This is a genomic window from Pseudomonas sp. LBUM1666 (assembly GCF_059695775.1).
Genome location: NZ_CP166789.1, coordinates 3,531,677 through 3,555,375, shown reverse-complemented (window position 1 = coordinate 3,555,375; position 23,699 = coordinate 3,531,677). Strand labels below are relative to the sequence as shown.

Annotated in this window: 21 protein-coding genes, 1 tRNA gene and 1 pseudogene; 6 read left to right on the top strand and 17 right to left on the bottom strand. The window is 59.3% G+C overall.

The genetic code is table 11. The annotated features are described in order from the left end of the window. Positions 1–151 precede the first annotated feature (151 nt). The 9 genes from ACA056_RS16105 to ACA056_RS16065 all read right to left on the bottom strand — a co-directional run bounded on the left by ACA056_RS16105 (position 152) and on the right by ACA056_RS16065 (position 10,374). Positions 152–1,567 (bottom strand): sigma-54 interaction domain-containing protein, encoded by a 1,416-nt coding sequence (locus ACA056_RS16105; protein ID WP_497266030.1) that lies wholly within the window; start codon positions 1,565–1,567, stop codon positions 152–154. Beyond that, positions 1,564–3,147 carry an ABC transporter ATP-binding protein gene (locus ACA056_RS16100; protein ID WP_497266028.1) on the bottom strand — a complete coding sequence of 528 codons (1,584 nt, stop codon included), beginning with the start codon at positions 3,145–3,147 and terminating at the stop codon, positions 1,564–1,566. The genes ACA056_RS16105 and ACA056_RS16100 overlap by 4 nt, the downstream gene beginning before the upstream one ends. Positions 3,148–3,173: 26 nt before the next feature. Then, positions 3,174–4,196 carry an ABC transporter permease gene (locus ACA056_RS16095; protein ID WP_497266026.1) on the bottom strand — a complete coding sequence of 341 codons (1,023 nt, stop codon included), beginning with the start codon at positions 4,194–4,196 and terminating at the stop codon, positions 3,174–3,176. Continuing rightward, positions 4,196–5,257 carry a microcin C ABC transporter permease YejB gene (locus tag ACA056_RS16090; RefSeq protein ID WP_497266024.1) on the bottom strand — a complete coding sequence of 354 codons (1,062 nt, stop codon included), beginning with the start codon at positions 5,255–5,257 and terminating at the stop codon, positions 4,196–4,198. Before ACA056_RS16090 ends, ACA056_RS16095 begins: the two co-directional genes overlap by 1 nt. Next, the gene (locus ACA056_RS16085; RefSeq protein WP_497266022.1) at positions 5,257–7,125 is read right to left on the bottom strand and encodes an extracellular solute-binding protein; all 1,869 of its coding nucleotides are present in this window, start codon (positions 7,123–7,125) and stop codon (positions 5,257–5,259) included. Before ACA056_RS16085 ends, ACA056_RS16090 begins: the two co-directional genes overlap by 1 nt. 135 nt (positions 7,126–7,260) lie before the next feature. Next, positions 7,261–7,542 (bottom strand): peptidylprolyl isomerase, encoded by a 282-nt coding sequence (locus ACA056_RS16080; protein ID WP_046048458.1) that lies wholly within the window; start codon positions 7,540–7,542, stop codon positions 7,261–7,263. A gap of 108 nt (positions 7,543–7,650) precedes the next feature. Further along, the gene (locus ACA056_RS16075) at positions 7,651–8,532 is read right to left on the bottom strand and encodes a lipase family alpha/beta hydrolase (protein ID WP_497266019.1); all 882 of its coding nucleotides are present in this window, start codon (positions 8,530–8,532) and stop codon (positions 7,651–7,653) included. Between the two features lie 288 nt (positions 8,533–8,820). Beyond that, positions 8,821–9,909, bottom strand: a complete 1,089-nt coding sequence (locus tag ACA056_RS16070; RefSeq protein ID WP_497266017.1) for a 3-deoxy-7-phosphoheptulonate synthase — start codon at positions 9,907–9,909, stop codon at positions 8,821–8,823. Between the two features lie 336 nt (positions 9,910–10,245). Next, positions 10,246–10,374, bottom strand: coding sequence for a hypothetical protein (locus ACA056_RS16065; protein WP_497266015.1), 129 nt, complete (start codon positions 10,372–10,374; stop codon positions 10,246–10,248). Positions 10,375–10,534: 160 nt separating this feature from the next. Between ACA056_RS16065 and ACA056_RS16060 the strand changes: the two genes are divergently transcribed. The 6 genes from ACA056_RS16060 to ACA056_RS16035 all read left to right on the top strand — a co-directional run bounded on the left by ACA056_RS16060 (position 10,535) and on the right by ACA056_RS16035 (position 15,061). Then, the gene (locus tag ACA056_RS16060; protein WP_497266013.1) at positions 10,535–11,293 is read left to right on the top strand and encodes a carbon-nitrogen hydrolase family protein; all 759 of its coding nucleotides are present in this window, start codon (positions 10,535–10,537) and stop codon (positions 11,291–11,293) included. Continuing rightward, entirely contained in the window at positions 11,293–11,736 is a 444-nt protein-coding gene (locus tag ACA056_RS16055) for a GNAT family N-acetyltransferase (RefSeq protein WP_497266011.1), read from the top strand. Before ACA056_RS16060 ends, ACA056_RS16055 begins: the two co-directional genes overlap by 1 nt. Before the next feature lie 126 nt (positions 11,737–11,862). Further along, a complete protein-coding gene (gacA, locus tag ACA056_RS16050) occupies positions 11,863–12,504 on the top strand; it encodes a response regulator transcription factor GacA (RefSeq protein WP_123368181.1) in 642 nt (213 codons plus the stop codon). Between the two features lie 2 nt (positions 12,505–12,506). Further along, entirely contained in the window at positions 12,507–14,330 is a 1,824-nt protein-coding gene (gene uvrC / locus ACA056_RS16045; RefSeq protein WP_497266009.1) for an excinuclease ABC subunit UvrC, read from the top strand. A gap of 32 nt (positions 14,331–14,362) precedes the next feature. After that, positions 14,363–14,923 (top strand): CDP-diacylglycerol--glycerol-3-phosphate 3-phosphatidyltransferase, encoded by a 561-nt coding sequence (pgsA, locus tag ACA056_RS16040; protein WP_008150904.1) that lies wholly within the window; start codon positions 14,363–14,365, stop codon positions 14,921–14,923. Between the two features lie 62 nt (positions 14,924–14,985). Then, positions 14,986–15,061: transfer RNA gene (locus ACA056_RS16035), tRNA-Gly, on the top strand. A gap of 156 nt (positions 15,062–15,217) precedes the next feature. On the opposite strand, the gene ACA056_RS16030 is transcribed toward ACA056_RS16035, so the two are convergent. From ACA056_RS16030 to ACA056_RS15995, 8 genes and pseudogenes are all read right to left on the bottom strand, one after another. Further along, the gene (locus tag ACA056_RS16030) at positions 15,218–16,330 is read right to left on the bottom strand and encodes a CapA family protein (RefSeq protein WP_497266006.1); all 1,113 of its coding nucleotides are present in this window, start codon (positions 16,328–16,330) and stop codon (positions 15,218–15,220) included. A gap of 107 nt (positions 16,331–16,437) precedes the next feature. Next, positions 16,438–16,542, bottom strand: a pseudogene (locus tag ACA056_RS16025) (IS5/IS1182 family transposase); the annotation flags it as partial. A gap of 190 nt (positions 16,543–16,732) precedes the next feature. Continuing rightward, the gene (locus ACA056_RS16020; RefSeq protein ID WP_497266004.1) at positions 16,733–17,725 is read right to left on the bottom strand and encodes a LacI family DNA-binding transcriptional regulator; all 993 of its coding nucleotides are present in this window, start codon (positions 17,723–17,725) and stop codon (positions 16,733–16,735) included. 75 nt (positions 17,726–17,800) lie between these two features. Then, on the bottom strand, positions 17,801–19,303 hold the full coding sequence (locus tag ACA056_RS16015) for a glycoside hydrolase family 32 protein (protein ID WP_497266002.1): 1,503 nt from the start codon (positions 19,301–19,303) through the stop codon (positions 17,801–17,803). After that, complete coding sequence (locus ACA056_RS16010; RefSeq protein WP_497266000.1) at positions 19,300–20,445, bottom strand: ABC transporter ATP-binding protein; 1,146 nt, start codon at positions 20,443–20,445, stop codon at positions 19,300–19,302. The genes ACA056_RS16015 and ACA056_RS16010 overlap by 4 nt, the downstream gene beginning before the upstream one ends. Positions 20,446–20,472: 27 nt before the next feature. Continuing rightward, a complete protein-coding gene (locus ACA056_RS16005) occupies positions 20,473–21,315 on the bottom strand; it encodes a carbohydrate ABC transporter permease (RefSeq protein ID WP_497265998.1) in 843 nt (280 codons plus the stop codon). Next, positions 21,312–22,274, bottom strand: coding sequence for a carbohydrate ABC transporter permease (locus tag ACA056_RS16000; RefSeq protein WP_497265996.1), 963 nt, complete (start codon positions 22,272–22,274; stop codon positions 21,312–21,314). The genes ACA056_RS16005 and ACA056_RS16000 overlap by 4 nt, the downstream gene beginning before the upstream one ends. A 21-nt stretch (positions 22,275–22,295) precedes the next feature. Then, complete coding sequence (locus ACA056_RS15995; protein WP_497273545.1) at positions 22,296–23,570, bottom strand: ABC transporter substrate-binding protein; 1,275 nt, start codon at positions 23,568–23,570, stop codon at positions 22,296–22,298. Positions 23,571–23,699: the final 129 nt, after the last annotated feature.

Sequence of the window (23,699 nt, the reverse complement as noted above, 5' to 3'; positions counted from 1 at the left end):
GACTTTTTACGGCTGTGCGGACGTCTTCGCGGGCAAGCCACGCTCCCACAGGTTTTTTGTTTACCGCTGAATTTGTGGCTCGACGCAGTCACTGTGGCAGCGAGGCTTGCCCGCGAAGAGGCTCTGTCTACCAATAGAGATTAATGTCTCTTTATTGAGACTCAACAATCCCCAACGCCACCATCTTCTTGTACAACGTCGACCGCCCCAGCCCCAACCGCGCCGCTGCTTCAACAACCTTCCCGCCACATTGCGCGAGGGCGGCTTCGATCAACTGTCGATCAAACCGCTCCCGAGCCTCACTAAACGTCTCATGCGCAACCGGTTCAATCGTTACCGGCGCCACACGCTCTACCGGTGTGAACGTACCAATCGCCGCGCGGATATCATCGGTGTTCAGCACCAGGTCATCGCTGAGCAATGCCGCCCGCTCCAGCACATTGCGCAGCTCGCGAATGTTCCCCGGCCAGGCGTGCTGACCCAGCAGGTTCAGGGCTTCACGGTTCAATTCGTGTTGACTGCGCAGCTCCTCTAGAATCGCTTCACTGAGAGCCGGGAGATCGTCGAGGCGATCCCGCAGCGGCGGGACCTGGATGGGCAGCACGTTGAGGCGGTAATACAAGTCGGCGCGAAATTCACCGCGTTTGATCGCGGCTTCCAAATCCGTGGAGGTCGCGGCAATCACCCGCACATCGCTCTGAATCACTTCGTTGGAGCCCACCGGCTCGAATTCCTTTTCCTGCAGTACCCGCAGCAATTTGCTTTGCAGTGGCAACGGCATGTCGCCGATTTCATCGAGAAACAGGGTGCCACCCTGGGCGATCTGCAACTTGCCGGCACGGCCCTTGCGATCAGCACCGGTAAATGCGCCGGGCGCGGTGCCGAAGAATTCCGCTTCCAGCAACGATTCGGGAATCGCCGCGCTGTTGATACTGACAAAGGCTTTGTGCGCGCGCGGCGAAGCGCCGTGGATCGCCTGAGCCAGCAGCTCTTTGCCTGTGCCGGTTTCACCGAGCAGCAACACCGGGGATTCCGCGCTGGCACTGCGTCGGGCGCGGCGCTTGACTTCGAGGCTGGCGGCGCTGGTGCCGATGAAGTGGGCGAAGTTGTACTTGGTTTGCCGCGACCGCAACAGCGAGCGGGTGGACGCCAGTTCTTCCTGCATGCTCATGTAGCGCTTGAGCATCGGCGAAAGGCTGCGCAACTCGTCGAACAGCGCAAACCCGATGGCGCCGATCACCACGCCGGCGTCGTCATGAATCGGCAGGCGCATCACCACCAGTGGTTCTTTGGGGGTGTCCTGCATGTCGAGCAAGATCGGCCGCCCCGTGCGCACCACCTCGCGCAACAGACTACCGGGGATCACGCTTTCGCAGGCCTTGCCGATCGCCACTTCCGCCGATTCCAGGCCGAAGCGCCGGGCATAGCGCTCGTTCATCCAGACGATGTTCGCATCGCGGTCGACAATCACCGTGCCTTCACTCGACTGCTCAATGATCTCGAACAACGAACGGATCGCCAGCAGGCGAACGCGCTGGTAGTCCTTGAGGCTTTCGGTGGTGTTCATCGCACAGCCCCAGGATGCGCCGCCGCCAACAGCTCCTTGGTATACGGATGCTGCGGCGATTCAAACACGTCGTGGCTGGCACCACTTTCCACCACTTTGCCGTCCTTGATCACGATCATGTCGTGAGCCAGTGCGCGCACCACCGCCAGGTCGTGGCTGATGAACAGGTAGGTCAGGCCATGTTTTTCTTGAAGCTGGCGGAGCAGGGCGACCACTTGTTTTTGCACCGTGCGATCCAGCGCCGAGGTCGGTTCGTCCAGCAGGATCAGCGCCGGTTTCAGCACCAGCGCCCGGGCGATGGCGATGCGTTGACGTTGGCCGCCGGAGAACTCGTGCGGGTAGCGATGACGGCTTTGCGGATCAAGTCCGACTTCCACCAATGCCCGAATCACTTCGGCTTTGCATTCGTCAGCCGTCAACTGGCTATGCACCTCAAGGCCTTCACTGATGATCTGCGCCACGGACATTCGCGGGCTGAGGCTGCCGAACGGGTCCTGGAACACCACCTGCATTTTCTTGCGCCACGGCCGCAGCTGTTTTTGCGTCAGGCCGTCCAGCGCTGCACCCTGAAAGCGAATGCTGCCTTCGGAATCGAGCAGACGCAGGATCGCCTGACCCAGCGTCGACTTGCCGGAACCGGATTCGCCCACAATGCCCAGCGTCTTGCCGCGTTGAATGTTGAGGCTGATGCCATCCACGGCCTTCAGGTAGGTCTTGCGCTGAAACAGCCCGCCGCTGAGGGCGAACTGCACCCGCAAGTCATCCACCTCAAGCACGTTCTCGCGCTCGTCCCGGGGCAGTGCTTCACCTTCCGGTTCCGCGTTCAGCAGCACGCAGCTGTAAGGATGCTTCGGTTCGGTAAACAGCGTTTCGCAAGGTGCCTGCTCGACGATCTCGCCGGCCTTCATCACGCAGACTCGTTGGGCAATGCTGCGCACCAGATTGAGGTCATGGCTGATCAGCAGCAGCGACATGCCGAGACGCTGTTGCAGGGATTTGAGCAGCAGCAGGATCTTGCGCTGCACTGTCACGTCCAGCGCTGTGGTCGGTTCGTCGGCGATCAGCAACTCCGGTTCGCAGGCCAGGGCCATGGCGATCATCACCCGCTGCCGCTGGCCGCCGGACAATTGATGGGGATAGGCCTTGAGCCGCTCTTTGGGCTTCTGAATGCCGACCAGATGCAGCAACTCGAGTATCCGCGCTTGCGCCGCTTTACCGGCCAGCCCCTTATGCAACAGCAGGGTTTCGCCGATCTGTTTTTCGATGCTGTGCAATGGGTTGAGCGAGGTCATGGGCTCCTGGAAGATCATCGCGATGCGGTTACCCCGCAGTTCTCGCAACACCTTGGCCGGAGCGCCGACCAGCTCCTGGCCACGGTAGCGAATACTGCCCGTGGTTTCGGTGCCGGTCTCGGGCAGCAGTTGCAGGATCGAGTGAGCGGTTACCGACTTGCCGCAGCCCGACTCACCCACCAGCGCCAGGCACTCGCCGGGGCGAATATCCAGGCACAGATTGCGCACCACGGTCTGGCCGCTGAAGGCCACGCTGAGGTCACGGATTTCGATCAGGTTGTTACTCATATCAGCAGTCCGCATCAAATCGAGGATCAAGATCGTGGATCGAAAGCATCACGTAACGCCTCCCCGATAAACACCAGTAAAGAAAGAATCAGCGCCAGGGTGAAAAACGCCGTCAGCCCAAGCCATGGCGCTTGCAGGTTCTGCTTGCCCTGACCGATCAACTCGCCCAGCGATGCACTGCCGGCGGGCATGCCGAAGCCGAGGAAGTCCAGGGCGGTAAGGGTCGAGATCGCCCCGGTCAGAATGAACGGCAGATAACTCAGGGTCGCGTTCATTGCGTTGGGCAGGATGTGCCGGACGATAACCTTGCGGTCGGTCAGGCCCAACGCCCGGGCGGCTTTGACGTATTCCAGGTTGCGTCCGCGCAGGAACTCGGCGCGGACCACGTCCACCAGGGCCAGCCAGGAAAACAGCGCCATGATCCCCAGCAGCCACCAGAAATTAGGTTCGACGAACCCCGACAGGATGATCAGCAGGTACAGCACCGGCAGCCCCGACCAAACCTCCAGCAACCGTTGACCGATCAGGTCGACCCAGCCGCCGTAATAGCCTTGCAGGGCGCCGGCAGCGATGCCGATCAGTGCGCTGACAAACGTCAGCATCAAGGCAAACAGGATCGACACCCGTGCACCGAAAATCACTCGGGCCAACACGTCCCGCGCCTGGTCGTCGGTGCCCAGCCAGTTGACCTTCGTCGGAGGACTGGGCGCCGGTTGATTGAGGTCATAGTTCGGCGTGTCGTCGCTGAAAGGGATTGGCGGGAACAGCATCCAGCCACCGTCCTTGTGAATCAGCTTCTCCACATAATCGCTGCGGTAGTCCGCCTGGAACGGCAGCTGCCCGCCAAACTCCTGCTCGGTATGACGCTTCAGGGCCGGGAAGTAGAGTGAGCCCTGATAGCTGACGATCAGCGGTTTGTCGTTGGCGATCAGCTCGCCACCGAGGGTCAGCAGGAACAGGCCGACAAACAGCCACAGCGACCACCAGCCACGACGGTTTTTCTTGAAGCGCTCGAAACGACGACGACCTAGCGGCGAGAGCTTGAACATCAGGCGTTCCTCGCGGCGAAGTCGATACGCGGGTCGACGAGGGTGTAGCAGAGGTCGCCGACCAGTTTTATCAAGAGACCGAACAGCGTGAAGATGAACAGCGAACCGAACACCACCGGATAGTCCCGGGAAACCGCGGCTTCGTAACTCATGCGACCCAGTCCGTCGAGAGAGAAAATCACTTCGATCAGCAGGGAACCGGCGAAAAATACGCTGATGAACGCCTGGGGAATCCCCGAGACCACCAGCAACATGGCATTGCGAAACACGTGACCGTAGAGCACTCGGCGTTCGCTCAGACCCTTGGCGCGGGCGGTGACCACGTACTGGCGCGTGATTTCATTGAGGAAGGAGTTCTTGGTCAGAATGGTCAGCGTGGCGAACCCGCCGATCACCAGCGCCGTCACTGGTAGCACCAAGTGCCAGAAGTAATCGGCGATTTTTCCCACGGTCGACAGCGATTCGAAGTTGTCCGAGACCAGCCCGCGCACCGGGAACCAGTTCAGCGAGGTGCCACCGGCGAAGACCACGATCAGGAACATCGCGAACAGGAACGCCGGCATGGCGTAGCCGATGACGATCGCGGTGCTGCTCCAGATATCGAAGTGGCTGCCGTGGTGCACAGCCTTGCGGATGCCCAGAGGGATCGACACCAGGTAGGTGATCAGCGTTGCCCAGAGCCCAAGGGAAATGGTCACCGGCATTTTTTCCAGGATCAGGTCGGTGACGGACGCGCCACGGAAAAAGCTTTTGCCGAAGTCCAGGCGCGCGTAACTGGTGAGCATCAGCCACAGGCGTTCGTGCGCCGGCTTATCGAAGCCGTATTGCTTTTCGATGTCCTTGATCAGTTGCGGGTCGAGGCCGCGACTGGATCGGGAGGTGCCGGACATGCGTTCGCCGGAACCGCCGCCGACACTCGCGCCGCCGATGCCTTGCAAGTGCGCGATGGCCTGTTCCACCGGGCCGCCCGGCGCGGCCTGGACGATGATGAAGTTGACCAGAAGAATGATCACCAGCGTCGGGATGATCAGCAGCAGACGCCGCAGTATGTAAGCCCACATCAGTGCGGCCCTCCGGGTTTGCCACGGCGGATTTGCTCAGCGGTCATCTGTTGGTTGGTCAGCGGCGTGGTACTGATTTCCCACCAGCTCTCGATGGCTTCGTCATTGCTCGCTTGCTCGTTGGGCCTGCCGAAACGATTCCACCACACGGTGGAGCTGCCCGGCGGGTAATAGTTGGGAATCCAGTAGTAGTTCCATTGCAGCACCCGGTCCAGCGCGTGGGCGTAGTGCAGCATTTCGGGTTGGGTGGTGGCGCGAACCAGCCCGGCGATCAGTGTGTCGACCGCCGGATTTTTCAACACCATGTAGTTATTGGCGCCAGGGTCGTTGGCCGAGACCGAGGCGAAGTAATTGAGCAGTTCACCCCCGGGCGACGTCGTGACCGGGTAGCCGGTGACGATCATGTCGTAGTCGCGGCTCATCAGGCGATTCACGTATTGGGACGAGTCGATGCGGCGGATGTTCATGTCGATGCCGATCTGTTTCAGGGTGCGTTTATAAGGCAGCAGCAATCGGTCCATGCCGTTCTGGCTGACCAGGAAAGTGAAACTCAATGACTTGCCTTCGGCATTGACCAGTTGATCGCCATCGGGTTTCCAGCCGGCCTGTTCGAGCAAGTCGAGTGCCTGCAACTGTTTGTCGCGAATCACGCCGCTGCCATCGGTTTTCGGTGATTCGAAAACCTGGGTGAACACCTCGTCGGGGATCTGCCCGCGCAGTGGTTCGAGAATCGCCAGCTCGCCGGCGTCCGGCAGCTTTCGGGCGGCGAGGTCGGTGTTGGAAAAGAAGCTCTGCTGGCGGATGTACATATCGCGCATCATCTGCCGGTTGCTCCACTCGAAATCCCAGAGCATGGCCAGCGCCTGACGCACTCGACGATCCTGGAACAGCGGGTTTTGCAGGTTGAACACAAAGCCCTGAGCCGTTTGGGGAGCTTGCGTTGCCAGGTGCGCCTTTTGCAGGCGCCCGTCACTCAGGGCCGGGCTGTCGTAGCCGATGGAGTAACCGGTGGCGGAAAATTCGCGGTTATAGTCGTAGGCACCACCGCGCAGAACCTGGCGGGCGACATCGGTATCGCCGAAATACTCGATGCTGAAATGATCGAAGTTGTAGAGGCCGCGGCTGACCGGTAAATCCTTGCCCCACCAATCGGCATTGCGCTCGAAGGTGATGCTGCGACCGGAGTCGACCTTTCCTACCCTGTAGGGGCCGCTGCCCAAAGGTGGCTCGTAACCGCCGCCATTGGCGAAGTCGCGAGTCTTCCACCAATGCTCGGGAAATACCGGCAGAGTCGCGATATCGAGGGGCAGGGTACGGTTTTCATTGCTTTTCAAGTCGAACCGAACCGTCAAAGGTGATTCCACTTCGACGCCTTTGACGTCGGCAAACTGGGTGCGATAACGCAGACTACCCTGGGTCATCAACAGGTCGAAGGTGTAGCGCACGTCTTCGGCCGTGATCGGTTTGCCGTCCGCGAAACGGGCCTTGGGGTTCAGGTAGAAGCGCAGGAACAAACCGTCGTCCGAGCGCTCCATCTTCTGTGCCACCAGGCCGTACACGGTGTAAGGCTCGTCCAGCGAACGCTGGGCGAGGGGCGAGTAAAGCAGGCCGTCGATCTGTGTGACGCCAATGCCTTTATCGATGTAGGGCAACATATGATCGAAATGACCGATTTCGACGGCCGAGCGGCGCATCGTGCCACCCTTGGGGGCTTGCGGGTTTGTGTAGGCAAAATGGCTGAAGCCGGCAGGATACTTCGCCGGTTCACCGTACACGGTCAACGCATGCTGCGGTGCTGCATTCACACCGGTGACGCTCAACAACAGGGTCACGGCAGTGAACAATAAAGTAGGGAACGCCAGTCGCATTGTCAGCCTTAGAGCCGGGTGGTCAATAACCACAATTTGTACGCTAGCGGCGCGTCCCTCGCCACCCGTATCACGTATCCCAAACACAACGGCCCACCAAAAGGCGGGCCGTTGTGCAGAAAACTCAAGGGTTGATCAGTCCTGACGGCTGGTCACTTCCAGCAGGTGGTAACCAAACTGGGTCTTGACCGGGCCTTGCACCACGTTGATCGGTGCGCTGAAGACCACGGCGTCGAACTCCTTGACCATCTGGCCTGGACCGAACGAACCCAGATCACCGCCCTGGCGGCTGGACGGGCAAGTGGAGTTGGCTTTGGCGACTTCGGCGAAATCAGCGCCGCCTTCGATTTGGGCTTTCAATTCGTTGCACTTGGCTTCGCTGGCAACGAGGATGTGACGGGCAGTGGCTTTAGCCATGGTGAAATACTCCTTTCAATGTTCAGTAAAGTGCGGAGCCTACCGGATTCAGTGGTCTATTTCTTCTCAAAGTTCCGTACAGACTATGCAGGCCGGTACGGTATTCCTTTATAGACCGGCATTTCTCAGACGCTCCGTATGCTGCACATACAGGGCAATCGGGTCGATGCCCTTGCGCAGCGGACCGGCGGTCTGGCTGAGGCTGTCCAGATGATCCAGCGGGTAGTCGGATCGGATGACTTTGCCTAAATGAGAGCTGTAGCGGCCAACCAGGCCGTCGTTCTGCTCGGGTTCGGTGGTGAAGTAGTGGGAAAAGGCGCGGAGGAACCCGTGCAGCGGACTCAGTGCATCAAGCCCTTTGTCGAGGGTGTCGCCCTGCAAGGTGCCGCTCCAGGAGTAATAACGTACGCCGTCGACCAGTTCGCGACCCTTGCCACCCCAGGTTTTTGGCAAGCCCTGGGGGTACTTGTCGTTGAACGCGCCTACACCTTCGGTGGTCAGGGCATTCAGAGCGGCGATGGCGTTCTGCGGCAGGTGACGGTGGCCGCTGAGCAGCGATAGAAAATCCGCAAACAACGTTGCAACCGTCGCGGCGACGTGTTCCGGCAGGCGCCCGGGCGTCAGCGCCTTGCGCAAGAAGTCGGCCAGTTCCGAGCCGTGATTCGGTCCGCTGACGGACGTCACCGAAGCGATTGCCTCCGGCGCTGTCGCTGCCGCATAACGTGCAGCGAGTGCGCCTTGGCTGTGGCCGATCAGGTTGACTTTGTTTGCACCGGTTCCTTCCAGTACCCGTTCGATCTGCGCCAGAAGTTGGTCGCCGCGGACTTCATTGCTATGGGTAGCCGACAAGTGCGGGATAAACACTCTTGCGCCTGCACTCCTGAGGGCCTGCTTGACGTCATGAAAGAGTTCGATCTTGCCGATGCGATCGAAGCCGAAGAGCCCGTGGACCAACAGGATCGGATACTGAGTAGTTGCATTCCGTAGCATGTTCTTTCCTTTTTCGCAGTCGTTCAGAGGTGTGTTGATGGGCTCACTCTAAAGCACACCAGTGGTTCGGCGTTGTATGAAGAAGCCGCTGTAACCTGGTGAAAACGGAATAGAAAATGTACGAAAGTTCGAAAGTGCATGAGGTCTTGGTCGGAATATTTGGACATCTTTTTATCTGTAACAGAGCGTTTTCCTGCGATGGCCTACTCCGTGAACACCCTTTGCCTGTTAATCGTGTCTCGATTCCGACGTCCAGTCCTCGATGGGAAGACTGGAAGAGGGGGGGGCTCACGCCGATTGTTGATCGCTGCTCTGCGCTCTGAGCCGATCGGCTGCCTGGCGCAAAAGTAATTCCGTTCCGCTCCAGCCAAGGCAGCCGTCCGTGACTGACACGCCGTAACGCATTGACGGGCCCAGCGGTTGGCAGCCTTCGAACAGATGACTCTCGATCATCATGCCGATCAGTGATCGATCACCTTGCAGGCGCTGTTCAAGCACATCGTTAAAGACCGCGGGCTGACGCAACGGGTCTTTGCCGCTGTTGGCATGGCTGCAGTCGACCATGATCCGGGCCGGGATCTTCAGTTTGGTCAAGTCGCTGTTCACCCGGGCGACGCTGTCGCGGTCGTAGTTCGGCCCACGATGTCCGCCACGCAGCACCAAGTGGGTGTCGGGATTGCCCGGCGTTTGAATGATTGCCGGATGACCCTGGCTGTCGACACCGAAATGGCGATGTGGATGGGCGGCCGAGCGCATGGCGTCGCTGGCCACACCGACACCACCATCGGTGCCGTTCTTGAAGCCGACCGGCATGCTCAGGCCGCTGGCCATTTCCCGATGGATCTGCGATTCGGTGGTGCGAGCGCCAATAGCGACCCAGCTCAGCAGATCGTCGAAGTAGCCGGCAGCCATCGGTTGCAGCAGTTCGGTGGCAATCGGCAGTCCCAGTCGGAGCATTTCGCGCATCAACTCGCGGGACAACGTCAAACCGCCCGCCATGTCATCGCTGCCATCCAGGCGGGGATCGTAGGCCAGGCCTTTCCAGCCGACCGTGGTGCGGGGTTTTTCGACGTAGGCGCGCATCACCAGCAGCATTTCATCGCTGACCTCGGCGGCGAGGCGGGCGAGGTTGCTGGCGTATTCGAGGGCGGACTGAGGATCGTGAATCGAGCAGGGGCCAACAATGAGCAGCAGACGGGAGTCTTCACCGTTGAGGATCGCGCGAACCGCTTGGCGGTGGGCGGCGACTTGCTGGCTCAGGGCGTTGCTGAGTGGCAGTTGCTGTTTGAGTTGCAATGAGCTGGGCAGACGCAGGGTCAGCGCTTCATTGGCAGGGTTCAAGGTGGACAGCGGCAGAGCAGAGACGGACGAGTTCATATTCGGGCTTCCTGGGCTGGCGGCGGGTTCGTTCCCGCGCACTCGGCCCTACTGGGGTGTTCGACAATTGGCCGGATTGGCTGCGTGTGTGTGCTTGCCACCTGTGGGTGACCGATCGGAGGCGGCAGGCTGTCCCGAGCGGAGGCTGCTAAATCGCCAGGCGGTAAAACTGTCGTAACGGTAATAAGTGGCGTAGTTCATTTTTGAATCCTCTGGTTGTCTGGTGTGTCGCTAAAAATGTGCGGGGCTGAAAAAACAAAACCCCCGGTCGGGAAGCCGACCGGGGGTTGAGAATTCTCTGGTGGCGACCCGTTTAAAGTGGGCGCCGTGTGGGTATCAGGCGCGCCAGTGGCTAAACCAATACCCAAAATAAAAGCTGACCGGAGCACAAGCGTCATTCACCCGGGCAGCCGCCACCGAGCGCAGGGCGCTGGCGGTACGAAGCTGTGAGAGGGTGTTGAACATGGTTTGTCTCCGATGAGTGCGCCGAGCTTACTCGAGGCCGGCACGTGGATTCAATCAGAAAATGCTATCGATCACCGAAGGCGTTTTCTATCGCTTGAGTGCGTCGCCGGTTGTGACACACTTTGTATTCCGCTTACATACAACGTCACAAGGACGAACCATGACGCCCCTGATCATCGCCGCTGCTCAATCGATCTCCATCGCCGGTGACCTTGCCGCAAACATTGTGTGGCATCAGCGCTTCATGCAACTTGCCGCGGAGCAGGGCGTGCAATTGCTGGTGTTCCCTGAGTTATCGCTGACCGGGTACGAGCGTGGACTTGCGGCTGAATTGGCTATTGCGCCAGACGCCGAGATTCTGCAACCGCTACGGGATTTCGCGCGGGAAGTCGGTGTGACGACAGTCGTCGGGATGCCGATTCGCCTGTCGGAGGATTCGTCCGTATTGATTGGGGCGCTGGTGTTGGGCGCTGATGGATCGCTCGGGATCTACAGCAAGCAACATCTGCATCCAGGCGAGGAAGTGGCATTTGCACCGGGAACCGGTGGTTCGCCCCTGACCGTAGGTGCCGATACGGTCGCGTTAGCGGTGTGCGCGGATTTCTCTCACGCCAGTCATGCAGCCGCGGCGGCGCAGCAAGGCGCCGATCTCTATGCGGCGGGCGTGCTGATCACGGAAAACGGCTACGCCCCGGATACCGCGTTGTTGCAAGGCTACGCCAGCGCTCATTCGATGACGGTCCTGATGGCCAATCATGGCGGTGCAACGGGTGGCTGGGAATCGGCAGGACGCAGCGCGATCTGGGCGTCGAACGGCTCGCTGGTTGCAGCCGCACCGGGTACAGGCAACCTGATGGTCGTGGCTCGCCGCGATGCTGATGGCTGGAAGGGGCAAATAGTGGCTGTCGCGGAGGCTTGATGGTATTTGAATTACGTCCGGCGGCGCTCCGGGACCTCGACTTCGCTCGTGAACTGACTCGCAAAAATATGCTGCGCTATTACATTCAGCACGATCTGCTGTGGCAGGACGAAGGTTTCGATGTTGGCTGGGCAGGGCGCGAGAACTGGTTGATTGTGCGCGGTGAGGCATTGGTGGGCTTTGTCAGCCTGAGTCGTGATGCCAAAGCCTTGTACATCCGCGAACTGCACATCGTCGAAGCGTTCCGAGGGCAGGGCGCCGGTTCCTGGACGATTGATCAGGTGTTCGCCATGGCGTGCAAGGAACGGCGTCCGGCATTACGTTTGACGGTTTTTGAAAACAATCCCGCGCAAGCGTTGTATGAGAGAAAGGGGCTGAAAGTGGTCGGCACAGACGAGTGTTTCCTGAAAATGCAGCGCGATATCGATGCCTCGCCCGGCTGAAACACGCTTACGACAAGCCTTTCAAGATGTATTGAAACTTTTTATATGACGCTTGCCGCTAGGTCTGCCAGTTGCTTTTTGCTAAGGTGTCGGCAACCCAATAAGACCATTTCGCGAGGTGTCTGCTTGATTAGGGTGCTAGTAGTCGATGATCATGATCTCGTTCGTACAGGCATTACACGAATGCTGGCTGACATCGATGGCCTGCAAGTAGTCGGCCAGGCTGAGTCAGGCGAAGAATCCCTGCTCAAGGCGCGTGAGTTGAAACCCGATGTGGTACTGATGGACGTCAAGATGCCCGGCATTGGCGGTCTTGAAGCCACACGCAAATTATTGCGCAGTCATCCGGATATCAAAGTCGTTGCGGTCACCGTGTGCGAAGAAGATCCGTTTCCGACGAGGTTGTTGCAGGCCGGTGCCGCGGGTTATCTGACCAAGGGTGCCGGGCTGCCGGAAATGGTCCAGGCTATCCGCCTGGTGTTTGCCGGGCAGCGCTATATCAGCCCGCAAATTGCACAGCAACTGGCGATCAAATCCTTCCAGCCGACCAATGATTCGCCTTTCGACACCTTGTCGGAGCGGGAAATCCAGATCGCGCTGATGATTGTCGGCTGTCAGAAGGTCCAGATCATTTCCGACAAACTGTGTCTGTCGCCAAAAACCGTGAACACTTACCGTTACCGCATTTTCGAAAAGCTTTCGATCAGCAGCGATGTCGAGTTGACGCTGTTGGCGGTTCGTCACGGCATGGTCGATGCCAGCCTCTGAAAATGACTGAAGTCTTCGATCCAAGCGCCTTTCTGTCGACGGTCAGTGGGCGTCCCGGTGTGTATCGCATGTTCGACAGCGAGGCACGCCTGCTCTATGTCGGCAAGGCCAAGAACCTCAAGAGTCGCCTGTCGAGTTACTTCCGCAAATCCGGTCTTGCGCCCAAGACCGCGGCGCTGGTCGCGCGTATCGCTCAGGTCGAAACGACGATTACGGCCAATGAAACCGAAGCCTTGTTGCTTGAGCAGACGCTGATCAAGGAGTGGCGTCCGCCCTACAACATCCTGCTGCGCGACGATAAATCCTACCCCTACGTCTTTCTCTCGGATGGCCAGTTCCCTCGCTTGAGCATCCATCGCGGTGCAAAAAAGGCCAAGGGCAAATATTTCGGCCCTTATCCCAGCGCCGGCGCCATTCGCGAAAGCCTGAGCCTTCTGCAGAAGACGTTTTTTGTTCGTCAGTGCGAAGACAGCTATTACAAGAACCGCACGCGTCCTTGCCTGCAATACCAGATCAAACGCTGCAAGGCGCCCTGTGTCGGGCTGGTGGAACCTGAGGTGTATGCCGAAGACGTACGACACTCGGTGATGTTCCTTGAGGGGCGCAGCAATGCGTTGACGGACGAGTTGTCCGCAGGTATGGAAGAGGCGGCGATCAACCTCGAATTCGAGCGTGCGGCCGAGTTGCGGGATCAGATTTCATTACTGCGCCGGGTCCAGGACCAGCAAAGCATGGAAGGCGGGACGGGCGATGTCGACGTGATCGCGGCGTTTGTCAATCCGGGTGGTGCCTGCGTTCATCTGATCAGTGTGCGCGGCGGGCGGGTGCTGGGGAGCAAGAACTTCTTTCCGCAGGTGGGTATTGAAGAGGACGTTTCTGAAGTCATGGCGGCGTTTCTCGGCCAGTACTTCATCAGCAGTCCCGAGCGCGACTTGCCAAGTGAACTGATCGTCAACGTGGTTCACGAAGACTTCCCGACCCTGATTACGGCCATCGATGAGCTGCGCGGTCGCGAATTGACCATCAGTCATCGGGTTCGTGGTACGCGAGCACGCTGGCAACAGTTGGCGGTCACCAATGCCGAGCAGGCCCTGGGAGCGCGACTGGCCAATCGTCAACACGTTGCCGCACGTTTCGATGCGCTGGCAGAAGTGCTGAACCTGGACGAGCCACCACAGCGTCTGGAGTGTTACGACATCAGTCACTCCAGTGGCGAAGCGACCGTGGCCTCCTGCGTGGTGTTCGGTCCCGAAGGTCCGATCAAGTCCGACTACCGTCGCTACAACATTGAAGGCGTCACCCCGGGCGATGACTACGCAGCGATGCATCAGGCCCTGACCCGACGATTCAGCAAACTGAAGGACGGGGAGGGCAAGCTACCGGACATTTTGCTGGTGGACGGTGGCAAGGGGCAGCTGTCCATGGCCCGCGACGTGCTCAATGAACTGGCCGTGCCTGATCTGATTCTGCTGGGCGTAGCCAAGGGCGCCACGCGAAAGGCCGGTTTCGAAACCCTGTACCTGAACGATGCTGCCCACGAATTCACCTTGCGCGGTGATTCCCCCGCGCTGCATTTGATCCAGCAGATACGCGACGAAGCTCACCGTTTCGCGATTACCGGGCACCGCGCCCGTCGTGGGAAAACTCGCCGCACGTCTACACTGGAGGGCGTCGCCGGTGTCGGACCGACCCGTCGCCGCGATTTATTGAAACATTTTGGTGGATTGCAGGAGCTGTCTCGTGCCAGCATCGAAGAGATCGCCAAAGCACCCGGGATCAGTAAAAAGCTCGCAGAGTTGATTTATGCCAATCTGCACAGCGAGTAGAATGCCCCCTCACCTCGTAGCCAGTTGTGCCGATGAATATCCCTAATCTGATTACCGTACTACGCGTCCTGCTCATTCCGATCTTCATTTTACTGTTCTACCTGCCGTATCAATGGAGCTACCTGGCGTCCGCCTCGGTGTTCGCATTTGCCGCCGCCACAGACTGGCTGGATGGGTATCTGGCCCGCCGACTGGAACAAAGCACACCGTTCGGGGCTTTTCTCGATCCCGTGGCGGATAAGCTGATGGTTGCCGTTGCGCTGGTATTGCTGGTGCAAGAACATGGCAACCTGTGGCTCACGCTGCCGGCCGCCGTGATCATCGGTCGCGAGATTGTCGTTTCGGCACTTCGCGAATGGATGGCCGAACTCGGTGCCCGCGCTCATGTCGCCGTGTCGAACCTGGGCAAATGGAAAACCGCCGCGCAAATGCTGGCGCTGGTGATCCTGCTGGCCAATCCGTCGGATTTCACGTTCTGGGTGCTGCTGGGTTACGCCTTGCTGCTGATATCCGCGGGCCTGACGTTGTGGTCCATGGTCCAATATTTGCGGGCTGCCTGGCCGCATCTGAAGACCGACGTGGAAAAGAAATAAACTTTTTTGAATCAAGGGGTTGACGGGGCATCTGGATTCTATAGAATGCGCCTCACCAAGACGCGGGAATAGCTCAGTTGGTAGAGCACGACCTTGCCAAGGTCGGGGTCGCGAGTTCGAGTCTCGTTTCCCGCTCCAAGCATTAAAAAATGGATCTCTGAAAAGAGGTCCTTTTTTTTCGTCCAAAGAAAAGTCTTTCTTTGGCTCTTCCCGCGACATCCTCTGAAAAAACATGCCCCGCCTTGGATAGAGTGGGGGGTGTGGAGCGGTTACTTTAGTCGGGTCCAGACGCTCCTACCAACGCAACTCGAAGGCGTTTTTCACGCCCGGCTGGATGCTGCTGCCCAGGCGTGCGCACTCGCGAGAAAGGGTGTCGTGCAGCCATTGACGGTCATCCCCTTCGGCGCGACAGATGCGAAAACGATGGAGGCGGGTGGGTATCAGATCCAACGATTGCAGGTGCCCGCCCGGGTCCAACGAGGCAAAGTATAGAACCCCCAGGTCGCCGCGAAAGGCGGTGTGGCCCTCGATGCCTTCGTAATCGTTCAGCAGATCACCGCAGCCATAGAGAATCAGGCGTTCGCGGTACACCTCGATGCCCTTGACGTGGTGCGAGGAATGCCCGTGCACCACGTCAACTCCGGCCTCGTCGATCAAGGCATGGGCGAACCGGACCTGCTCCCGCGGGATATCGAACCCCCAGTTGCCACCCCAGTGAATGGAGGCGACCACCAGATCCCCCGGATTTTTGCCCTCGAGAATCCGTTTGGCCACAGGGCGCAGGCTTTGCATCGACAGATCCTCCAGCCGCGCGACGCCCGCGCGCCTATCCGTGGCGGCCCAGTCTGGCGCAATGCCGCTGTCGGGTGCGCCGAGGCCAAACACCAGCAAGCGCTGCCCACCAGGCTGCGGCAACACGGCGGGCGCTTCGGCAGATTGCCGGTTGTGCCCGGCGCCGGCGCTGCACATACCGTTGCTCGCCAAGGTATCTAGCGTATCGGCCAGGCCGGCGGCCCCCCAGTCCAGCACATGGTTGTTGGCCAGCACGCAGCAGTCGATGCCGGCTGCGCTGATGGCCGGGAAGTTCTCCGGGCTCATGCGGTAATTGATGCCCTTTGGCTCCGGTCGTCCGCGGCGGGACACAGCCGTTTCCAGATTGATGATGCGTGCGTGTGGCTGGCGAAGTTCGAACTCATCCAGCGCAGCGCCCCAGACATAGGTGAAATCGACTGGGCGAGGAATTGGGCCATTGAGTCTTTCTGCCAGCCGGACGTAATCGCCGGCATTCTTGACGTAGGTTTCGTAAAGCCGCGGATCGCCAGGATGCGGCAGTACTGAGTCGATGCCGCGGGCGGTCATGACGTCGCCGGCGAGAAACAGCTTCAGCGTATCGGTAACAGCTGCCATGGCACCCTCCCGAATAACGTAAACCGGGGACAGCCCCCCGATTAGCGCACCAGCGGCCCCATCAAAACGATCATCACACCTCAACTATAGCCAGGTGGTGTTCTCAATCAGGCCCGCCATATTACGGCTGACAGGCTCAGCATCGACTGATAGTTTCTTGCCAGTCGTTCATACCTTGTTGCGATCCGGCGAAACTGCTTCAGCTTCTGGAAAAAGCGCTCCACCTTCAGCAAGCATCCGGAAACTCGATGTGATTGGCTGACGCGTAGCGCAGGCTATCGAGCAGGTCGGCGACCCCCGGGTCGCTCCCCGTACCTTTGCGCCAGCACATTCCCAATGTGCCTAAGACCAGGGTCGTTCGGCCGCTGGTAGCATCGTTGACAACCTAGCTGGCGCAATCTGTCATAGCGACGCCCTGACCACCAATGGACAATCAACTGGCTGGGCTCCCGATACCTCGAGGGCCTCGATCAGGTGCCGGGCAGCATTGCGACCGATCTCGTAATACGGCAGTTGCACCGTGGTCAGCGGCGGGATGAACAGTTCGGCGATGCCGATCATGTTGTCATAGCCGAGCACAGCGACATCGGCGGGAATCTTCAGGCCACGGCCCAACAACAGCTGATAGGCACAAAAGGCAATACGGTCATTGCCACAGATCAGAATGTCGAATTGGGGACGACCGTCAATGATGTGCCGGTCGAGTATGGCTGCGGTTTCAACGTAGGCGTCATGATCGGAAAGGTCGTACTGCAGGAGTGCGTCAGGCGCCAGGCCGAATGCCTGACAGGCACGCTGCAAGCCTTTTTGTCGCAGGTCCCAGGCCAGACTCTGTTTTGGCAGATTGATACACAGCGGGCGCCGATAGCCTTGGCTTAACGCGTGATGTACGGCTCGATACTGCCCCTTTTCGTCGTCTGGCACATAACTGACCAGGCGACTGTCATCGGCCAGGCAATTGGCGAGTACCAGTGGCTTGCTCTTCAACCGCTCGGGAATGCACACCTGGCGAAACCCCATGGCGCTGAAGATCAACCCGTCGGGACGGTGCGACAACATCAGGTCTATGTTCTGGTCGGTGGGGGGATTGCTTAACAGGTTAAGGATGAACACATTCCAGCCCGCCTGCTGCGCGGTCTGTTCGATGGACAGCAGCAGCTCGACCGCGAATGGTGTGGTCGCGGTGTCCAGTGCGAACACACCGATGGTGCGCGACTGGAGGTTGTCGCCGCGCATCTTGCGCGCCGACAGGCTCGGTACGAATTGCAGTTCATCAATGGCGCGACGCACCCGCAGAAGGGTTTCGGGGCTCAGTTTTTCCGGGTTGTTGAGCGCTCGAGAAACCGTCATCAGGGACACGCCGGCCAGCTGTGCAACGTCTTTCACTGAAGTCATGCGAGGCGAGGCCGGTCAGGTTGACGCAGGATCATGACACAGGGCCCGGGCTTCTCGCGACTCGAATGACGCTGCTCACAGCCATCCCGAGGCCAGAGGCCATGCCTTGGGAATGGAGACACGCCCGCCACTCCCGCTGGCCAGCAGCTTCACGCCCAGACTGTCGGGCCGCGGATAGACGCGACTGCTGAGGCTGAATTGCCCGTTTTCGTCGAACACCTCGATGGACGAGCGATCGAGGAACACACGCAGTTCCAGTTGCACTTGTGTCGGGTCTATCGCCACGCTGCGCTGACCGGTGACTTGCGCACCCGAGCGGCTACGGTCAAGCACCAGACGCTGCAGCGACGCATCGTAGTAAAGCAGGGTTTCTTCATGACCATCGTCGCTGCAACGCAAGGCGATTCCTAGGTGGCCGTCGGTGCAGCCGAGCAGATCCAGATGCACATGGATTTCGAGCATATCGCCATTCACTTCCGGCACCCACCGGGTTCCCGACCCACCCCACCAGAGCGTGCCCGGCAATGGCGCTTTGCGTAGAGCGGTGAGCTCCTGTGCCGGATACACGCAAAGGCGATCGGCGCACAGTTCGAGTTCGCGCGGCAAACCGAGCATGCCGCACCAGTGATGGGCCTGGCTCGGCATCGGGCTTTCCCACATGTCGAGCCACGCCCACACAAGGCGCCGACCATCGGCGGCCAGTAGTGTTTGCGCTGCATAGAAATCATGGCCGTTATCCAGCTCGATAAAAGGCCCGCCCGTGAAGTGCCATTCGCTGTCGAGTCGGCCCACTCGATAACCGGTCTGGTATTTGTTGAGCCGTGCGTAACCCTGAGGTTGCATGCCTTGAGGGGAGTACAGCAGCACATCGCGTCCGTTCAGTCGAAACAGATCCGGGCACTCCCACATATAGCCATCGCCCTCGCTGCCGCTGGACACATAGTCGAGGAACTCCCAGGTGTGCAGATCCGTGGAACGGTACAGCGGGAGCAGCGGCCTATCACCCAGACGTGCGCCGGCAATCAGGTACCAATCGTCATCCTCCTGCCATACCTTGGGGTCACGAAAGTGCATGATCGCGTTTTGCGGCGCGGTCTCGATGACGGCGCCATGCTTGACGAACCGGACGCCGTCGACACTGGTGGCCAGGCACTGAACTTGACGGATCGAGCGCTCGTCACCCACGTCCCCCAGCCAAGTGTGCCCCGTGTAGATCAGCGCCAGGGTATCTCCACACACCACCGCGCTACCGGAAAAACAGCCGTCACGGTCGAAGTCATCGCCGGGTGCCAGCGCAATGGGCAGGTGCTGCCAATGAACCAGATCGGCACTCTTGGCGTGGCCCCAATACATAGGGCCCCATTTCGCTTCGAAGGGGTAGTGTTGATAGAAAACGTGATACTCGCCACGAAAGTACACCACCCCGTTAGGGTCGTTCATCCAGCCCGCGGGAGGGGCGAGATGATAACCGGGTCGATAATCATCAATGACGCGAGACAGGCCATCACTCAGCGCACGCTGCGCAAGATCAAGGACGGAAGACATTGGGTCGTTCATAGGATTCAAATACACAGTCATAGGGCGCTTGCTCGTGCCGAGCGCAGAGGGACGCCATCCGGCAGGGTTTCAATGGCGTGTGCGTGGCGCTTCAAGGCCGTGCCGTCGGCGTTGAACAGGTGCAGGTTGTCGATGTCCAGCTGCAGCTCAACCCGATCGCCCACCCGCCAACCGGCACTGACTTCGCAACGACAGATCAGTGGCTCGTCCTGACCTGTATCGAGGTGCACATAGGTTTCGCTACCCAGGTATTCGACCCCGGTCACGACGACGCCGGCAGTTCCCTCTGCCGCCTTGAGCGACACGTGCTCCGGGCGAATCCCCAGGCTCAGCAGCGTGCCTGCCGTCAGGTTCGAGCTGTCGAAGGGCAGGGGCGTGATGCCCCATACGAGGGTATCGACCAGGCTGGTTTCGCCTGGCGTCTGTAGGCGCGCCGGCAGAAAATTCATTCTGGGCGAACCGAGAAAACCGGCGACAAAGCGACTGGCCGGACGTTCATAGAGTTCGCGCGGTGAGCCGACCTGCTCCACGCGACCGGCATTGAGCACGACAATTTTGTCGGCCAGGGTCATCGCTTCCACTTGATCGTGGGTGACGTAAATCATGGTCGAGCCCAGTCGATCATGCAGCCGGGCGATTTCGTTGCGCATCTGCACCCGCAAGGACGCATCCAGGTTGGAGAGCGGCTCATCGAACAACAAAATGTCCGGCTCCCGCGCCATGGCTCTGCCCATTGCTACACGCTGACGCTGTCCTCCAGACAGCTCCTTTGGCTTGCGTTGCAGCAATTTGTCCAACTGCAGGATTTGCGCCGTTTTCAGCACGCGCTCGCGCAGGCTGGTCTTCTCCGTCTTGGCCAGTTTGAGACCAAAACTGATGTTGTCGTAGACGCTCATGTGCGGGTATAGCGCATAAGACTGAAACACCATACCGACACCACGCTCGCGCGGTTCCAGGTCGTTGACCCGTCGCCCGTCGATCAGCAGGTCGCCGCCGCAGATCGAATCCAGGCCGGCGATCAGTCGTAGCAGGGTCGATTTTCCGCAGCCCGAAGGGCCGACGAACACCACGAATTCACCCGCCGCGATTTCCAGGCTGACGTCGCGAAGAATCCGCATGCCGCCCAATTGTTTGTTCACATTGTCCAGTTTCAATTTGATCACGATGCTGTTCCTTGTCTTTGTTGGGCATCAACCCTTTAACGCGCCGGCAGTGAGACCGGAAACGATTCGGCGCTGGAAGATCAGCACCAGAATCACCAGTGGGACGGTGACCACCACCGATGCGGCCATCAATAACCCCCAAGGCAACTCATGGGGGCTGCCGCCGGAAATCAGGGCGATGGCCACCGGCACCGTGCGTTGGGTGTCGGTGAGGGTGAAGGTCAGGGCAAACAGGAACTCGTTCCACGCTGCGATGAAGGCCAATAAACCAGTGGTGACCAGTGCGGGCCAGAGCAACGGCAACAGCACGCGGGTCAGCGTGACCCAGGGCGAGGCGCCATCCATGATTGCCGCTTCTTCCAGTTCATGGGGCAGTTGCCCCATGAACGTAGTCAGCACCCAGACGGTGAAGGGCAGGGTGAAAATCGTGTAGCTCAGGATCAAAGCCCAAGATGTGTTGTACAGACCCAGGGCACGGATCACTTCGAATAGCCCTGACAGCACCGCGACCTGGGGAAACATCGACACGCCTAGAACCATCATCAAGACCGTGCCACGCCCACGGAATTTCACCCTTCCCAAGGCATAGGCGGCGGTCAGACTGAGGAACAGCGCGAGTGTCACCACGCACAGCGCAACCACCAGCGAGTTGCCGATCGCCCGCAGGAATGAGGCTTGGTGGAGTACCGCCGTGTAATTGGAGAAGTCGGGGTTTTCGATCCAGTAGCTCACCTCGAACAAGGCACTGGACGGCTTCAGCGAAGTTACGATGGCGTAGTAGAAAGGGAAGACCGCATATAGCAGCAACACCCCGATCAAACACCAGAACCCGAGGCGCAATAGCGCTTTTTTCAGTAGACGCAGGCTCATGACCGGACCTCCAGTTGACGGCGTCCGAGGTAGAGGTAAAGCATGGCGATCACCGCAACGACCAGAAACAGCAGCGTCGAGGCCGCGCTGCCGTAACCAACGTCCTGGAACTCCACCAGGTGCTGGCGGGCATAGACCGACATACTCATGGTGCTCGAAGAGTTTGAGGTCAGCACATAGATGACGTCGAATACCCGCAGGGAATCGAGGATGCGGAAAATCGCCGCCACCAACAATGCGGGCATCAGCAGGGGAAGCGTGACACGCCAGAACACCTTCAGCGGATGAATGCCATCGACCCTGGCAGCCTCGTAGCAATCGCTCGGCAACATCTGCAAGGCAGCCAGCATCAGCAGCGTGACAAAAGGGACGGTCTTCCAGACGTCGACGATAATCACCGCCCACATCGACAGGTCCGCATCCGCCGTCCAGGCCAGAGGCGCGTCAATCAGGCCGAGGCTCAGCATCAGATGATTGATGATGCCGAACTGGTCGTTAAGCATCCATGACCAGATCTTCGCCGAGACAATGGTAGGAATCGCCCAGGGAATCAGAATCAACGCACGCACCAGGGAACGGCCGGTGAACTTGATGTTCAACAACAACGCCACCAGCAGCCCCAGTACGACTTCCAGCCCCACCGATACCACGGTGAAATGCAAGGTGTTGTGCACCGCGTTCCACCATTGAGGATCGACCAGGATGCCTGACCAGCTGGAGCCGTTGTGGAACAGATAATTGCTAAAGCCTATGAAGGTTCCGCCACCGGTGTCCGCCAGGTTGGCGTCGGTCAGGCTGAACCAGAATGTCCGCAGCAGCGGCCAGGCGGCCACCAGGGCCAGACACAGCAACATCGGAGTCAGAAACAACCAGGCAGCGCGTACTCGGCGACGCTGTACAGGTGTTTCCCGGGTGAGTAGGAGCTCGTCATAGGGGGTAGAGGTAGCAGAGACAGACATGGTGATTTCCTTCCTTGTGGCTTACCAGTTCCGGCGTTTGATGCGCGTGAGTTCGCTTTCCAGTTCGGCCAGCGCCTGATCGACAGGCAGCTCGCCCGCCAGCACGCCATGCACTCGATCGAAGAACGCATTGGAGACCCGTGGATAGCGATCGGCGGTTATTGAGGCGGGGCGCATCACTCCATCGTTGAGAATGCTGTGCAGTTGAGCGTAATAAGGCATTGCCGCGAGCAGTTCGGGATCTTGATAGAGCGACTCGATAACCGGATTATAGGCGCCGACCAGAGCCCGATGTTTCTGCTGCTGGACGCTGCTTAGGTAGGTCACCAGCTCTGCGGCAAGTTTTGGATGGGCGCTGTAACGCGATACCGCCAGGCCCCAGCCACCGAGGGTGGAGGCATGGCTGCCGGTCTCGCCGCCGCGGGGCAGGGGAGCGACCCCGACCTTGTCTTTTACGGCACTGTCCTGGCTTTGCACCAGGGCCCAGACATAAGGCCAGTTACGCATGAACAGCGCATTTCCCGACTGGAATACGCCACGTCCTTCTTCCTCGGTGTAATTGAGCACGCCTCGCGGGGAGATGTCTCCGACCCAGCTTTTCGCCAGGGTCAAAGCTGTTCTTGAGGCCTGATTGTTGACCACGATGTCGCCTCGTGAATTGACCAGTCCGCCTTCCGGTTGGCTGCTGATCCACTCCAGCGCATTGCACGTCAGGCCCTCGTAGGCACGCCCCTGAAAAATGTAACCCCACGCATTGGGGTTCCCGGCAGTGCGCTCGGCCTGTTGAATATTTCTGGCGGTCGCGGTCATTTCTTCCCAGGTCCGGGGAACCGGCTGGTTGTACTTCTCGAGCAAGTCCTTGCGGTAATACAGCAGACCCGAGTCGGTGAACCACGGCATCGTCACCAGCCGTCCGTTCACCGTGGCGTTATCCACCTGTGCCTGGAAGTAACCCTGGGTCGCGTTAGCGGGAAGCACCTCGCGCAGATCCATCAGATGTTTGGCCAGCATCCCCGGCCACACCATATCGATTTGAATGATGTCGATGTCGCTGGATTGCGCACTGAGAATCTGTTGGTAGAACGACAACCGCTCGGTTGCCGAGTTAGGCGTGGAAACCACCTCGACGTTGTTGCCGGTCTGTTTCGACCACGCCTCGACAGCCTCCTTGCAGAGTTGCAATTCCGCACCTACCGCACCGCACGAGATCGTTAAATCGGCTGCGCTCGAGAGGGATGGAAGCCCGGCGCAGAGGGTGAGCAGCGCTGCTGGAAGGAGAGATTTCAGCTGTTTCATAAAGCCCTCTTTATTTTTGTTTTTAGAGAAGTTAACGTTAACATCGCCAAATGTAGCAGCGTATTTGCGATGAGGCATCCTTTTTTTCGTCGATTTTGACAATTCATACCTCAGGAAAAAAAGGCCGGT